Below are 13,084 nucleotides of genomic sequence, written 5' to 3'. Positions count from 1 at the left end.
CGTTCCGGGGCAGGCGGAAGGGCAATCGTTACGCCACGAGGAAAATCCCAGGGAATTCCCATGTAAGTCCTGGATTTTCCGTGAAAAAGAGATGGAGGTCCGGACAGGAACACGGCATGGCGCGACAGGCTGGAAAATGGCATGAGTCGAACACGGGGCAAGTTTATTTTCGCCAACGCTGACTACAGAGTATTGCGAAATGTTTCAATGAGGTGACCCCCAAATTGTGATAATTTAATAATCATCGATTATCGGCGACGACCGTCGGCCGGTCGTCGATTTTACCGCCGATATGTCATGAAAATTTCATCATTATGCTGCAAGGGCGCAATCCGGCGAGGCGGGTCATGGTAGCGGGGCGGACCATTCCATGTCATTGCGATAGGTGATCGTTGCGGCCTCCGGGTCGCGTCTTCTACCGCCTGCCTCGAAAGGGTATGTCCTCTTGCGTCCGCTTTCCAAACGCTTCCTCGCCCTGTCCCTGACCACCGCCCTGGTGGCCGCCGGCATGGCGGGCCGTCCGTATTCCGTGCGCGCGGCCGACAGCCAGCCGCAACCCCAGCCCCTGGCGCTTCCAGATTCCGTGCCGGTGCCGCGTGACGTGCCGTTCGGCGGAACCATTCATCTGACGGTCGATGCCACCGACCTGGCCCGGCGCGTCATGACGGTGCGTGAAAGCGTGCCGGTCCCTGCTGCGCTGGCGGAAACGGGCGGCGACATGACCCTGCTCTACCCGATGTGGGTGCCGGGCGACCATTCGCCGACCGGCACGATCGAGCAGTTCGGCGGCCTGGTGGTCAAGGCCGGCGTCGCCCCGCTGGAATGGGTGCGCGACACGGTGATGGTCAGCGCCTTCCATGTCCGGGTGCCCAAGGGCGTGCATGCGCTGAACCTGTCGTTCCAGATTCTGTCGCCCGTGTCGCCCGAGGAAGGGCGCGTGGTCATGACGCCGGAGATGCTGAACGTCCAGTGGAATGCGGTGGCGCTGTACCCGGCGGGGTATTTCACGCGCCAGATCCCGGTGCAGGCGGAACTGCGTCTGCCCCACGGATGGCAGTACGGCACCGCGCTGCGCGCCCATGGCCCGGCGGGCGACGTCGTCACGTTCGACCCGGTGCCGTTCAACACGCTGGTGGATTCCCCGCTGTTCGCCGGGCGATATTTCCGCCGGTTCGACCTCGCCCCCGGGGCTGCGGCGCCGGTAACGCTGAACGTGATGGCGGACAAGCCGGCGGAACTGGCGGCCACCGACGCCCAGGTCAAGGCGCACCAGGATCTGGTGACGCAGGCAGGGCTGCTCTTCGGCTCGCACCATTACGACCATTACGATTTCCTGCTGGCCCTGACCAATGAACTGGGGCGGATCGGGCTGGAACATCACCGCTCCAGCGAGAACAGCGGTCCGCGCGGCTACTTCACCGAGTGGGACAAGACCTTCGCCGTCCGTGACCTGCTGGCCCACGAATACACCCATTCCTGGAACGGCAAGTATCGCCGCCCCGCCGACCTGTGGGCGCCGAACTTCAACACCCCGCAGCGCGGGTCCGGCCTGTGGGTGTATGAAGGACAGACCCAGTACTGGGGCTATGTCCTTTCCGCCCGGTCGGGCCTGATGACCGAACCGCAGGTGATCGACGCGCTGGCCGAGGTGGGCGCGATGTACGACACCCGCCAGGGACGCACCTGGCGTCCGCTGCAGGACACGACCAACGATCCGGTGATCGCCCAGCGTTCGCCCCTGTCCTGGCGGAGCTGGCAGCGCAGCGAGGATTATTATTCCGAAGGCCAGCTGGTCTGGCTGGACGCCGATACGCTGATCCGCAAGCTGTCGGACGGCAAGCACTCGCTGGACGATGTCGCGCGCCATTTCTTCGGCACCAATGACGGCAGCTTCGTCACCAGCACCTACCAGTTCGCCGACGTGGTGAAGGCGCTGAACGACATCCAGCCTTATGACTGGGCCACCTTCCTGCGCCAGCGGCTGGACCGCACATCGACCCATGCGCCGCTGGACGGCTTCACGCGCGGGGGATACCGCCTGGTCTATACCGACCAGCCGAACGACTGGGTCAAATCCTTCGCCGCCATGCGGCACGTGACGGATTTCAGCTTCTCGCTGGGCTTCCTGGTCGGCAAGGGCGGTACGCTGGCCAACGTCGAATGGGGCAGCCCGGCCTGGCAGGCCGGCGTGACCCGCGACGCGCAACTGGTCGCGGTGAATGGCGAGGCCTACGATCCCGACGTGCTGCAGGACGCGATCACGGCGGCACGGGACCCGCACGCGGCCCCGATCGCACTGCTGCTGCACATGGGGGACCACTACGTCACGATCGCCATCCCGTATCACGGCGGCCTGCGCTATCCGCATCTGCAGCGGATACCGGGCACGCCCGACATGCTGGCTGACATCCTTGCACCGCGCCACTGACGTAAAAGGCCGCGCCCCAGCGGGCGCGGCCATGGACAAGGGGGCGGCCGGGGGGCCGCCCCGCCTGCTGCGCCGGCGGGACGGGCACGAGGCCCGGGTGACGTTCGAGGAACTGTTCTTCGACCTGGTCTACGCCTTCGCCGTCACGCAATTGTCGCACCTGCTTCTGCATCATCAGACCACCCAGGGGGCGATCCAGGCGCTGATCCTGTGGTTCGCGGTCTGGCTGGGCTGGCAATATACCTGCTGGATCACCAACTGGTTCGACCCCGAACGCCCCGCGGTGCGCGGGCTGCTGTTCGGCATCACCCTGCTGGCGCTGCTGCTGGCGGCGGCGCTGCCCGAGGCCTTCGGCGAACGCGGCATGCTGTTCGGCGTGACCTATGCCGTCATGCAGGTGGGGCGCACGGTCTTCGCCCTGTGCGCCGTGGGTGCCGATCATCCCCTGGCCGCCAATTTCCGGCGCATGATGGTCTGGGTCGGTGCCGCTGCCCTGTTCTGGATCGCCGGCGGACTGGCCGGCGAGGGGCCGCGTCCCTGGCTGTGGGCCTGCGGCGTGGCATGCGAATATATATCGCCCATGTTCGGCTTTCCCGTGCCCGGACTGGGCCGGTCGCGGACGAGCGAATGGACCGTCGAGGGCGCGCACATGGCCGAGCGCTGCCAGGCGTTCGTCCTGGTGGCGCTGGGCGAAACCGTGATCATGACCGGCGATACCCTGGCCGAAAACGGGGTGTGGAGCGCGCCGGTCATCCTGGCCTTCCTGACTGCGTTCGTGACCTCGCTGGCAACGTGGTGGCTCTATTTCGGCACCAGCGGCAAGGATGGCAGCGCCGCGATCCGCCATTCCGGCGATCCGGGACGGATGGCGGCCTATTTCCATTATATCCACGTGATCCTGATCGCCGGCATCATCGTCATGGCGGTGGGCAGCGACCTGGTCCTGGCACACCCGCATGGCCCGGCCCGCCCGGTGCCCGCCGCGATCATGGCGGCGGGGCCGGTGATCTTCCTGCTGGGCAGCCTTTTGTACAAGCGCGTGGTCTATGGCTGCATCGCGCCGTCGCACCTGACGGCCATCGCGGCCCTGGTCGCCGGTTATCCGCTGGTGATTCACATGGACGTCCTGGACGCGGGCATGACCATGACCGCGATCATGCTGCTGGCGGGATTCTGGGAAAGCCGGATCCTGCGCCATTTCCCCGCCGCCGGGGCCTGACGGCAACATGCGCGCGACGCTGGGCCGGATCATCCTGTTCGCCGACCTGGCCGGCACGGTGGTATTCGCGGCCGAGGGCGCGATGGTGGCGGCCGCGCGCGGGCTGGACCTGTTCGGGGTCATGGTCCTGGCATTCGTGGTCGCGCTGGGCGGCGGGATGATCCGCGACGTGCTGATCGGCACGGTGCCCCCCAGCGCCATCCAGGACTGGCGCTATCCCGTCCTGGCTTTCCTGACCGGGCTGGCCGTGTTCGCCGGGCGATGGGCGGTGCCCACGGTGCCGGGGTGGTACCCGCTTTCGGTCCTGGATGCCGCCGGCCTGTCGCTGTTCGCCGTCGCGGGGGCGGAAAAGGCGCTGTCCCGCGGCATCGGGCCGCTGGCCGCCGCCATGATGGGCATGCTGACCGGCGTGGGCGGCGGGGTGATGCGCGACGTCCTGCTGGCGCGGGTGCCGCTGGTGCTGGTGTCCGACATCTACGCCACCGCCGCGCTGGCCGGGGCCGCATTGGTCGTCGTGGGGCGGCGGCTGGCGCTGCCTACCGCGCCGGTCGCCGTTGCGGGCGGGCTGCTCTGTTTCGGACTGCGGCTGCTGGCATTGCGATATGGCTGGCGGCTGCCGGCCGCCGCGCCCTGACAGCCCGTGTCCCTGGCGGACGCCGTCGTCAGACGATGCCTTCGGTTTGGCTGACCTCGCTGTCATGGAGCGCCGTGCGCAGGACATGCAGCGCCTGTTCCAGCGTCGCGCGGTCTGCCGGGGCGCCCAGGCAGACCCGCACGCCCGGATCGGCATCGCGCGACACGCTGGATGCCTCCTGCGGCGTCAGTTCCACGCCGGCGCGCAGGGCCCGTCCGATGACCCGCTGGGTCTGCACCGGCGACAAGGGCAGCCAGATATGGGGCGAGCGCACGGCGCCCGGCTGTTCCATCGCATCGCCCAGGATTCGCCGTGCCAGGTCCAGCCGAGTGGCGGCCTCGGCCTGGACCGCGTCGGCGACGGCGTCGGCGGTGCCGTCCGCCACCCAGCGGGTAAAGACCAGTCCGCCCAGCGCCGGGGGGCAATAGCCCAGGGCGCGGATGCCGCGCAGGATCCGCTCGCGCGGCATGGCGGGCGGCAGCGCGACGAAAGCCAGGCGGAGCCCCGGACAGATCCCCTTGGAAATACTGGCCAGATAGAGCGTGCGTTCGGGCGCGAGGGATGCGATCGGCGGAGGACGGTCGCCCGGGTCGGCGTAGGCGGAATAGGCGTCGTCCTCGACGATCGTCAGGTCGTGCCGCCGGGCGATCCGCACGATCTCCTCGCGCCGCGCGGCGCCCATCGTGCGGGCGGTGGGGTTGTGCAGCGTCGGCACCGTGAACAGCACCCGGGCGCGGGTTTCTGCAACGATGCGGTCCAGCGCCGCCGGCACCAGCCCTTCATGGTCCATCGTGACCCCGCGCAGGGACAGGCCCAGATGCTCCGCAGCGATCTTGGCGCCATAGAAGGTCGAGGATTCGCACAGCACCGTATCGCCCGGACGACAGAGCGCCGACAGGGTCAGCGCGATCGCATGCTGCCCGCCATTGCACTGGATCAGGTCGCCCGGATCGCGCTCCAGCCCGTAGCGCCGCGCCAGCCACGCCGACCCGGCCTCGCGCACCGGGCGCAGGCCGCTGCCCTGGATATACTGCACGGCGGGCTCCAGGTGCCCGGCCGCCGCCAGTTGCGTGACGGCGCGTTCCAGCGCCTGTGACAATGCGACCGCGGGCGGGGTGTTGCAGCGCAGGTCGATCATCGTCCCCCGCGGTGCGGGAGTCGGCGCGATGTCGAAGGTGGGCAGGATTGCCACGTCGGGCGTCGGCGCGCGGATGAACGACCCCCGGCCGACATGGGCCTGCAGCAGGCCGCGCCGCTCGGCCTCGGCATAGGCCTTGGTCACGGTGCCGATGCTGATTCCCAGCGCATGGGCCAGGTCGCGATGCGGGGGCAGCCGCGTGCCGTTATCCAGCGTCCCGGCCGCGATATCGCGTTCCATGGCGTCGGCCAGCCGATGATAGAGCGGGCCGGGCGCAGGTGGGATATCGGGGCGCCACATGCTGTCTCGGTCCATTTGTGCGGCTCCGGCTTGATTGAACTATGACAATATAGCCGTTGACCAACGAATGTCATAGATGAAAACTCAAGAAATGAAGAGAACGACGAAATTGTACTAATACAATTGAAGCGGAGGCCTCTTCATCATCCAGGAGGATAGTCGATGATGTCCATCACAGGAAAAAACAGGCAGGGCGCCGGCTCTCCGGCCCGGACCGCCGGAAACGGAGCGGCGGATCGCTTCTGGCCGTATGTCGAGGCGGCGGGGATCGGTCTGATCATCGTTCTGGGACTGCTGGTTCTGCTGGTCCTTCACGGACCGGCACACGGGCAGGACGATGACGGCGCCCCGGTGGCGATCCGGGTGGCATACAGCGCGGCCGATATCCGGGATGTAGCACATGCGCGTCTGCTGCTGGCACGGCTGGACCGGACCGCGCTGGCGGCCTGCGGTGCCGACTCCACCAGCCTGGACGGGCTGCGCGCCGCCGCCGAGCAGTCCGATTGCCGGCGGCAGGGCGTGCTGCGCGCGGTGGCGCGCATCCACGCACCGGCGCTGGACCAGGCTCTGCGACAGGACGGCCTGCCGTCCTGACAGCCGGGCGTAAACGGATGGATGGTATGGGAATCGGGAACAGCAACATGACAGAATTAGCATTTCGCCAGGTCGATGTCTTCGCGGCACGGCCGCTGAAGGGCAATCCGCTGGCGGTCGTCATCGGGGCTGACGGGCTGAGCGACGGGCAGATGGCCGCCTTCGCGAACTGGATGAATCTCAGCGAGACGACGTTCCTGCTGAAGCCCACCCGGCCGGACGCGGATTATCGCGTGCGGATCTTCACGCCGCACCAGGAACTGCCCTTCGCCGGACATCCCACCCTGGGGTCCTGCCATGTCTGGCTGTCCATGGGCGGCGTGCCGCAGGGCAGGGACGTGGTGCAGGACTGCGCCGCCGGGCTGGTGCGCATTCGCCGCGATGGCGACAGGCTGGCCTTCGCGGCCCCCACGTTGCGCCGTGCCGGACCGGTCGGGGCGGAGGTGCTGGCGGCGGTGACGCGCGGGCTGAACCTGCCGCCCGATGCGGTCGTGGCGTCGAACTGGGTGGATAACGGCCCCGGCTGGGTGGCCGTCATGCTGCGCGGCCGGGCGGACGTGCTGGCGGTCCGGCCGGATTTCCGCGCGCTGGGGGACCTGCAGGTCGGCATCGTGGCCCCGTGGGACAAGGCGGTGGACGGTGACGGCGCGCAGTTCGAGGTCCGGGGGATCTGCGGCGGCGTGGACGGGTTCGAGGACCCCGTGACCGGCAGCCTGAATGCCGGCCTCGCGATCTGGATGATCGGCAGCGGACTGGCGCCGCCGGCCTATGTCGCCAGCCAGGGGGCCGCGCTGGGCCGTATGGGGCGTGTTACGGTGACCCGGATCGGGTCCGATATCTGGATCGGCGGCGAAACGGTGACTCGTATCGAAGGGCGGGTGACGATCCCGGATCTATGACGGGCCCGTTCTATTTCGGATCGTGCAGCAGCAGCGCGAAGCCGAACAGGATGAACAGCGCGCCACTGAACCGCTGCACGCGCCGCCGCCACACGGCGCGGGTCAGCACGACGGCCAGGCGTGCGCCGCTGCTGGCATAGATCAGATACCACAGCGTCTCGACCACGGCCGAGGTCGCGACCAGCAGCCCGTATTGCGGGGCCTGCGGCGCCGTGGGGTTGATGAATTGCGGCAGGAACGATGCCGCGAAGATGATGGCCTTGGGGTTGCTGGCCCCGACCAGGAAGGACGTGCCCAGCGTGGAATGCCACGCCAGGGGAACGGCCGCGTCCGGCCCCGCCGGGGCCGACCCGCGATCCAGCCAGGCCCGCACGCCCATCTGGACCAGATAGAACGCGCCGGCGAATTTCAGGACCCTGAACAGGGTGGGCGACGCCGTCAGCACGGCGCTGAGTCCCAATGCCGATGCGCCCATCAGCGCGACCAGCGCCAGCAGGCATCCGACCATGCCCGGCACGGTCCGCCAGATGCCGTTTCGGACGCTGACGGTCATGATGTGCGTCATGTTCGGCCCGGGAATGGCCGACAGCAGGAACACTGCGTTCAGGTAGAGCAGCCAGGATTGCAGCGTCATGCCGGCGTGCGGGTGATGGCGCGCAGGTCCGCCGCCAGCGCGTCGATGCGCGCACGCTCCGAATCCCAGGCGAACATGAAGCGGGCACTGTCACCGATGAAGGTATAGAACAGCCAGCCGCGCGCCCGCAGCGCCGCGGTCGTCTCGGGGGGCAGCTTCAGGAATACCGCGTTCGCCTCGACGGGAAACTGCACCTCCACCCCCGGCAGGTCCGCGACCTGATCGGCGAAGTGACGGGCGCAGGCATTGGCATGGGCGGCATTCGCGCGCCATGCGCCGGTTTCGAACATCACGGCCCAGGGCGCGGACAGGAAGCGCATCTTGGATGCCAGTTGGCCGGCCTGCTTGCAGCGATAATCGAACCCTTCGGCCAGGGAGCGGTTGAAGAAGATCACCGCCTCGCCGATCGCCATGCCGTTCTTGGTGCCGCCGAAGCTCAGCACGTCCACCCCGGAACGCCACGTCATGTCGGCCGGGGTGCAGCCCAGGCTTTCGACGGCATTGGCGAATCGCGCGCCATCCATATGCAGCTTCAGCCCCAGTTCGCGGCAGGTGGCGGCGACGGCGCGGATTTCCTCCAGGCTGTAGACCTGGCCGGTCTCGGTGGGCTGGGTGATGGTGACGGCGCGCGGACGCGGGAAATGGATGTCGGTGCGTCCCCGCGCGAAGCCGCGGATCGTCTCCGGCGTCAGCTTGCCGTTTTCGGTCCGCCCGACCAGGATCTTGGCGCCGTTGGAAAAGAATTCCGGCGCCCCGCATTCGTCGGTTTCGACATGGGCGATGTCGGCGGCGATGATGCTTTCGTACGACTGGCACAGCGCGGCCAGGGCCAGCGAATTGGCGGCCGTGCCGTTGAAGACGAAGAACAGCTCGCAATCGGTCTCGAAGGTCGCGCGAAACGCATCGGCCGCGCGGACCGTCCAGGGATCGTCACCATAGGCCTGGGCGGACCCGCGATTGGCGTCTTCCATCGCACGCAGGGCTTCGGGACAGATACCGGCGTAATTGTCGCTGGCGAACTGCTGCGTCTGGGGCATTGCGGTAAAGGCCTTTCCTCGTCCGATGTCGCGCATCGCGAGGATCATGGCGTGCGGCTGGGGTCCGTTTTTTGCCGGATCGGCCACATCTTCCCGTCACGGGAACGCCACCTTGCTCGGATGCAGGTTGGTGCCGGGGCGTGACCCGACTCTGGATGCGGGCCGGACGATATCGCAGGGTCCCGCCGCCCGCAAGTCGTGTGCCAGGAGGCTGGCGGAACCTTAAAAGCCGGCTTCCCCCATCAGCAGCGAGACCGTCTTGCGATAGACGCGTGCCAGCAATGACACGGGCCGGCACTGGATGATCGCGACGCCGGGCTGGCGCAGGGCCGCGCCGCCGGCCCCGTGTCCCGGCGTTTCCTGATCCGGCACCAGGATGACGCGATAGATCGCGCTGTCGGGAATCAGGCGCCCCGCCTCGTCCTTGCGGGCCTGGACATGGCCGCCATAGACCGACGCGGCCTCGGGCGAATCCAGTTCCCGGATCGAGGCCGCCGAGATCGACGCCACCCGCGCGTCCGTCGCCGGGACGTCCGATCCCGGCGCCCGGAACCAGGCCCGTGCGCCGACGCGCAACTGGTCGATGTCGGCCTCGTCGACATAGGGTGTTTTGTCCCGGGATTTGGTGGTGCGGATTATGTATGAACCGTGATGGTTCTTTTTCCCACTGCTGACAAATGAATTCATATGGAGTGAGGCCGCGCAGGGTCTTGAGCCTGCGGGCGAAATTGTAGGCGGTAACGAAGTCGGCGAGGTGTTGACGCAACTGGTCATGTGTTTCGTAGTAGAAGCGCTTGACGGTGGCGTCCTTGATCGTGCGGTTCATCCTCTCGACCTGGCCATTCGTCCAGGGATGTCGCGGCTTTGTCAGTCGATGCTCGATATCGAGATCAGCACAGGCCAGTTCAAAAGAGTGGCACCGGAACAGGACACCATCCGCCCGCATGGCCTTGATGTCTTCGGGTGTCCATCCATTGCCGGCCGGATCGGTAAAATGCGTGCCGTTATCGGTCAGCACGGTATGGATGCGGTAGGGAACCGCAGCGGCCAGAGCACGCAGGAAGTCACCGGCAACGCGACGTGTCGCTTTCTCGTGCAATTGGACAAAAGCGAATTTCGAGGTCCGGTCGATCGCCACCAGAAGATAAAGGCGCCCCATTTCAGTGCGGACTTCAGCAATGTCGATGTGAAAATAGCCGATCGGATAACTCTTGAACTTCGACCGTTTTGGTTTGTCGCCTTCGGTCTCGGGCAGGCGGCTGATCCCATGGCGCTGAAAACAACGGTGCAGGGAAGGCGGCTGATCCCATGGCGCTGAAAACAACGGTGCAGGGAAGATCGCGTCAGATGCGGGATCGTCGCCTGAAGCGCATAAAGGCAATCATCAAGAGGCAGCAGGGTATGGCGACGGAAGGCCACAACGATCGCTTCTTCTTCGGTCGACAGGATGGTTGAGGATGCGACCTTCGGACCGGTGCGTCGATCCGACGTATCGGTCCGCCCCTTCCATTTGGCGACCGTCTTCGGGTTGATCCCGTAGCGTTTCGCCAGAACCCTCAGGCTCTCTTGACTATGTTGTATCGCTCGACGGACTGCCGCTGTCGTCGTGGCGCTTCCGTGGTGAACCTGGCCCATAGCGCATCCTTCCACTCATGTGAAAATAATGCACCACCAAATCCCGGGACCAAACACATAGGCCTCGATCACCCCGCGCGTATCGGTCACCAGGGTCCCGATCTGTTGATTTCCAGCGAGAACTGACCCTGTAGGGGCGGAAATTTTCATTGAGAATTGACCCGTGTCTGACACTTCCCCGGAGCAACTGTCCGGGGGTTAAAGGAGTGATCAGCATGGAATTGTTGAGTGTGATCCGGCGGTGGCATTACCGGGATCATGTACCGATCCGCGAGATTGAGCGTCGGACGCGATTGTCGCGCAACACGATCCGCAAGTATCTCCGGGCGGAGACGGTTGAGCCGCAGTTCAAGGTTGCCGAGCGTCCGAGCCGGCTGGACCCGTTTGCGGAGAAACTGGCGACCTGGCTTGCTCTGGAGACGTCAAAGTCGCGCAAGCAGCGCCGCACGGGGCGGCGCCTGCATGTGGATCTTGTAGCGCTGGGTTATGACGGATCGTATGGACGGGTTGCGGCCTTTATCCGGAACTGGAAGGCGGAACAGCAAAGGGCGCGGCAGACGACGGGACGCGGCGTGTTCGTTCCGTTGCGCTTTCAACCCGGAGAGGCCTTCCAGTTCGACTGGGGAGAGGACTGGGCGGTGATCGGGGGGCGGCGCGTCAAGCTGCAGGTCGCCCACACCAAGCTGTCCTACAGCCGGGCCTTCATTCTGCGGGCGTATCCGCTCCAGACTCACGAGATGCTGTTCGACGCGCTGACGGAAGCCTTTCGCGTTTTGGGCGGGGTGCCGCGTCGAGGTATTTTTGACAATATGAAAACCGCCGTGGACCGGGTTGGGCCCGGCAAGGTCCGCCAGGTCAATCTGCGTTTTTCGGCCCTGGTGAGCCATTATCTGTTCGAGGCGGAGTTCTGCAATCCGGCAGCGGGTTGGGAGAAAGGTCAAATCGAGAAGACCGTCCAGGACGCCCGGCGGCAGATCTGGCAGGAGATGCCGCATTTTCCTGATCTGGCCTCCCTGAACGTCTGGCTCGAGGCGCGTTGCCGGGAACGTTGGACTATCTTGAGGCATGTCGAATTGCCCGGCAGCCTCGCCGAGGCCCATGCGGCGGAAGTGCCTCACCTGATGGTTCCAGGGCGCCCGTTCGACGGGTTCGTCGAACATACCAAACGGGTTTCGCCGACTTGCCTCGTGCAGTTCGAAAGCAACCGCTACAGTGTGCCCGCCTCTTTTGCCAATCGGCCGGTCAGCCTGCGCGTCTATCCCGACCGGTTGGTGATCGCGGCCGAGGGGCGGATCCTATGCGAACATCCCCGGATCGTCGAGCGGTCCCACGGCGTGCCCGGTCGCACGATCTATGACTGGCGGCATTACTTGGCGGTGCTCCAGCGCAAACCCGGGGCCTTGCGCAATGGCGCGCCCTTCTCTGAATTGCCCGAGGCGTTCCGGACGCTGCAGACGCACCTCCTCCGGCGCACGGGCGGCGACCGGGAAATGGTCGAGATCCTCGCCCTGGTGCTGCAGCATGATGAGCAGGCCGTGCTTTGCGCGGTTGAACTCGCGCTCGAGGAGGGAGTAGCCACCAAGACACACGTCCTCAATACGTTGCATCGTCTGACGGACGCCAAGAAAACAGGAGCACCCAGGCTCGACGCGCCGCAGGCATTGGTGCTCGAACGCGAGCCTCAGGCCGATACCGGACGGTATGACGCCCTGCGCGGGGAGGCCCGTCATGCGTCATGATCCCGCGGCCGGTGCCCTCGTCGTCATGCTGCGCGGCCTGCGGATGTATGGCATGGCCCAGGCCACGGCCGAACTGACCGAACAGGGTGCGCCGGCATTCGAGGCCGCCATCCCCGTCCTCTCCCAGCTTTTGAAGGCGGAACTCGCCGAGCGAGAGGTGCGCTCCATCGCCTATCAAACCAAGACTGCCAGGTTCCCGGCCTACAAAGATTTGGCAGGGTTCGATTTCTCGGCCGCCGAGGTCAACGAGGCCATGGTCCGTCAACTCCATGCCGGGGATTTCATCGACCGTGCCGACAACGTCGTCCTCATTGGTGGACCAGGAACCGGCAAGACCCATCTGGCCACCGCACTTGCCGTGCAGGCGATCGAACATCACCGCAAGAAGATACGGTTCTGGTCCACGGTCGACCTCGTCAACGCCCTCGAACAGGAAAAAACCGCCAATCGCGCAGGACAGATCGCGGAACGTCTCCTGCGCCTCGATCTCGTGATCCTGGACGAACTTGGCTATTTGCCGTTCAGCGCATCAGGCGGTGCCCTGCTGTTCCATCTCCTCAGCCGTCTCTACGAGCGCACCAGCGTCATCAATCTGAGCTTCAGCGAATGGGGCGAAGTCTTCGGTGATCCCAAAATGACGACAGCCCTGCTCGATCGCCTTACCCACCACTGTCATATCCTCGAAACCGGAAATGACAGCTACCGGTTCCGCGCAAGCTCCGCCGCCCCCAGGAACCGGAAGGAAAAGGCAACCGCTTGACCAGCCCATAAAACATAGCAGAGATAACCAAAGGCCGGGTCAGTTCTCGATGAAAACCCAGGGTCAA

General features: G+C 65.9%; 11 protein-coding genes, 1 pseudogene and 1 riboswitch. Of the genes and pseudogenes, 7 read left to right on the top strand and 5 right to left on the bottom strand.

Annotated elements, in window-relative coordinates; translation table 11 throughout:
* The first annotated feature begins 508 nt into the window (after positions 1 to 508).
* The 3 genes from GDIA_RS03375 to GDIA_RS03365 are packed head-to-tail and all read left to right on the top strand — an operon-like array spanning position 509 to position 4,281.
* Positions 509 to 2,428, top strand: coding sequence for a M61 family metallopeptidase (locus tag GDIA_RS03375; protein ID WP_049762991.1), 1,920 nt, complete (start codon positions 509 to 511; stop codon positions 2,426 to 2,428).
* Between the two features lie 31 nt (positions 2,429 to 2,459).
* Entirely contained in the window at positions 2,460 to 3,647 is a 1,188-nt protein-coding gene (locus tag GDIA_RS03370) for a low temperature requirement protein A (RefSeq protein ID WP_012553289.1), read from the top strand.
* 7 nt (positions 3,648 to 3,654) lie between these two features.
* Positions 3,655 to 4,281 carry a trimeric intracellular cation channel family protein gene (locus GDIA_RS03365; protein WP_012226426.1) on the top strand — a complete coding sequence of 209 codons (627 nt, stop codon included), beginning with the start codon at positions 3,655 to 3,657 and terminating at the stop codon, positions 4,279 to 4,281.
* Between the two features lie 28 nt (positions 4,282 to 4,309).
* Here the strand turns inward: GDIA_RS03365 and GDIA_RS03360 are convergent, their stop codons facing one another.
* The gene (locus GDIA_RS03360) at positions 4,310 to 5,734 is read right to left on the bottom strand and encodes an aminotransferase-like domain-containing protein (protein WP_012226425.1); all 1,425 of its coding nucleotides are present in this window, start codon (positions 5,732 to 5,734) and stop codon (positions 4,310 to 4,312) included.
* Between the two features lie 147 nt (positions 5,735 to 5,881).
* Here GDIA_RS03360 and GDIA_RS03355 point away from each other — a divergent pair, with 147 nt between their 5' ends.
* Together GDIA_RS03355 and GDIA_RS03350 are read left to right on the top strand one after the other, a co-directional pair.
* Complete coding sequence (locus tag GDIA_RS03355; protein ID WP_012553288.1) at positions 5,882 to 6,313, top strand: UrcA family protein; 432 nt, start codon at positions 5,882 to 5,884, stop codon at positions 6,311 to 6,313.
* A gap of 47 nt (positions 6,314 to 6,360) precedes the next feature.
* The gene (locus GDIA_RS03350; RefSeq protein WP_012553287.1) at positions 6,361 to 7,212 is read left to right on the top strand and encodes a PhzF family phenazine biosynthesis protein; all 852 of its coding nucleotides are present in this window, start codon (positions 6,361 to 6,363) and stop codon (positions 7,210 to 7,212) included.
* A 10-nt stretch (positions 7,213 to 7,222) separates the two neighbouring features.
* Here GDIA_RS03350 and GDIA_RS03345 read toward each other — a convergent pair whose 3' ends face one another.
* From GDIA_RS03345 to GDIA_RS18315, 4 genes and pseudogenes are all read right to left on the bottom strand, one after another.
* Positions 7,223 to 7,846, bottom strand: coding sequence for a LysE family translocator (locus tag GDIA_RS03345; protein ID WP_012226422.1), 624 nt, complete (start codon positions 7,844 to 7,846; stop codon positions 7,223 to 7,225).
* Positions 7,843 to 8,883, bottom strand: coding sequence for a threonine aldolase family protein (locus tag GDIA_RS03340; protein ID WP_012226421.1), 1,041 nt, complete (start codon positions 8,881 to 8,883; stop codon positions 7,843 to 7,845). The genes GDIA_RS03345 and GDIA_RS03340 overlap by 4 nt, the downstream gene beginning before the upstream one ends.
* A gap of 57 nt (positions 8,884 to 8,940) precedes the next feature.
* Positions 8,941 to 9,047: riboswitch (SAM-I-IV-variant riboswitch) on the bottom strand.
* Positions 9,048 to 9,105: 58 nt separating this feature from the next.
* A complete protein-coding gene (locus GDIA_RS03335; protein WP_012226420.1) occupies positions 9,106 to 9,570 on the bottom strand; it encodes a hypothetical protein in 465 nt (154 codons plus the stop codon).
* Positions 9,491 to 10,518: pseudogene (locus GDIA_RS18315) on the bottom strand (IS481 family transposase); the annotation flags it as partial. The gene GDIA_RS03335 and the pseudogene GDIA_RS18315, both read right to left, overlap by 80 nt.
* A gap of 215 nt (positions 10,519 to 10,733) precedes the next feature.
* On the opposite strand from GDIA_RS18315, the gene istA reads away from it, so the two are divergent.
* Complete coding sequence (istA, locus tag GDIA_RS03325; RefSeq protein ID WP_012226833.1) at positions 10,734 to 12,257, top strand: IS21-like element ISGdi17 family transposase; 1,524 nt, start codon at positions 10,734 to 10,736, stop codon at positions 12,255 to 12,257.
* Positions 12,247 to 13,017, top strand: coding sequence for an IS21-like element ISGdi17 family helper ATPase IstB (istB, locus tag GDIA_RS03320; protein WP_012553061.1), 771 nt, complete (start codon positions 12,247 to 12,249; stop codon positions 13,015 to 13,017). Before istA ends, istB begins: the two co-directional genes overlap by 11 nt.
* Positions 13,018 to 13,084 lie beyond the last annotated feature (67 nt).

The sequence above is a fragment of the Gluconacetobacter diazotrophicus PA1 5 genome, from assembly GCF_000021325.1.
GTDB lineage: Bacteria > Pseudomonadota > Alphaproteobacteria > Acetobacterales > Acetobacteraceae > Gluconacetobacter > Gluconacetobacter diazotrophicus.
Note: the sequence above shows the minus strand (reverse complement) of the source record. Positions and strands in the feature narration are given on the sequence as shown.

Coding starts and splice junctions, on each gene's coding strand:
- GDIA_RS03375 (WP_049762991.1), top strand. CDS start 509: ATGGCGGGCCGTCCGTATTCCGTGCGCGCGGCCGACAGCCAGCCGCAA.
- GDIA_RS03345 (WP_012226422.1), bottom strand. CDS start 7,846: ATGACGCTGCAATCCTGGCTGCTCTACCTGAACGCAGTGTTCCTGCTG.
- GDIA_RS03335 (WP_012226420.1), bottom strand. CDS start 9,570: ATGAATTCATTTGTCAGCAGTGGGAAAAAGAACCATCACGGTTCATAC.
- GDIA_RS03350 (WP_012553287.1), top strand. CDS start 6,361: ATGACAGAATTAGCATTTCGCCAGGTCGATGTCTTCGCGGCACGGCCG.
- GDIA_RS03360 (WP_012226425.1), bottom strand. CDS start 5,734: ATGGACCGAGACAGCATGTGGCGCCCCGATATCCCACCTGCGCCCGGC.
- GDIA_RS03340 (WP_012226421.1), bottom strand. CDS start 8,883: ATGCCCCAGACGCAGCAGTTCGCCAGCGACAATTACGCCGGTATCTGT.
- GDIA_RS03370 (WP_012553289.1), top strand. CDS start 2,460: ATGGACAAGGGGGCGGCCGGGGGGCCGCCCCGCCTGCTGCGCCGGCGG.
- GDIA_RS03355 (WP_012553288.1), top strand. CDS start 5,882: ATGATGTCCATCACAGGAAAAAACAGGCAGGGCGCCGGCTCTCCGGCC.
- istB (WP_012553061.1), top strand. CDS start 12,247: ATGCGTCATGATCCCGCGGCCGGTGCCCTCGTCGTCATGCTGCGCGGC.
- GDIA_RS03365 (WP_012226426.1), top strand. CDS start 3,655: ATGCGCGCGACGCTGGGCCGGATCATCCTGTTCGCCGACCTGGCCGGC.
- istA (WP_012226833.1), top strand. CDS start 10,734: ATGGAATTGTTGAGTGTGATCCGGCGGTGGCATTACCGGGATCATGTA.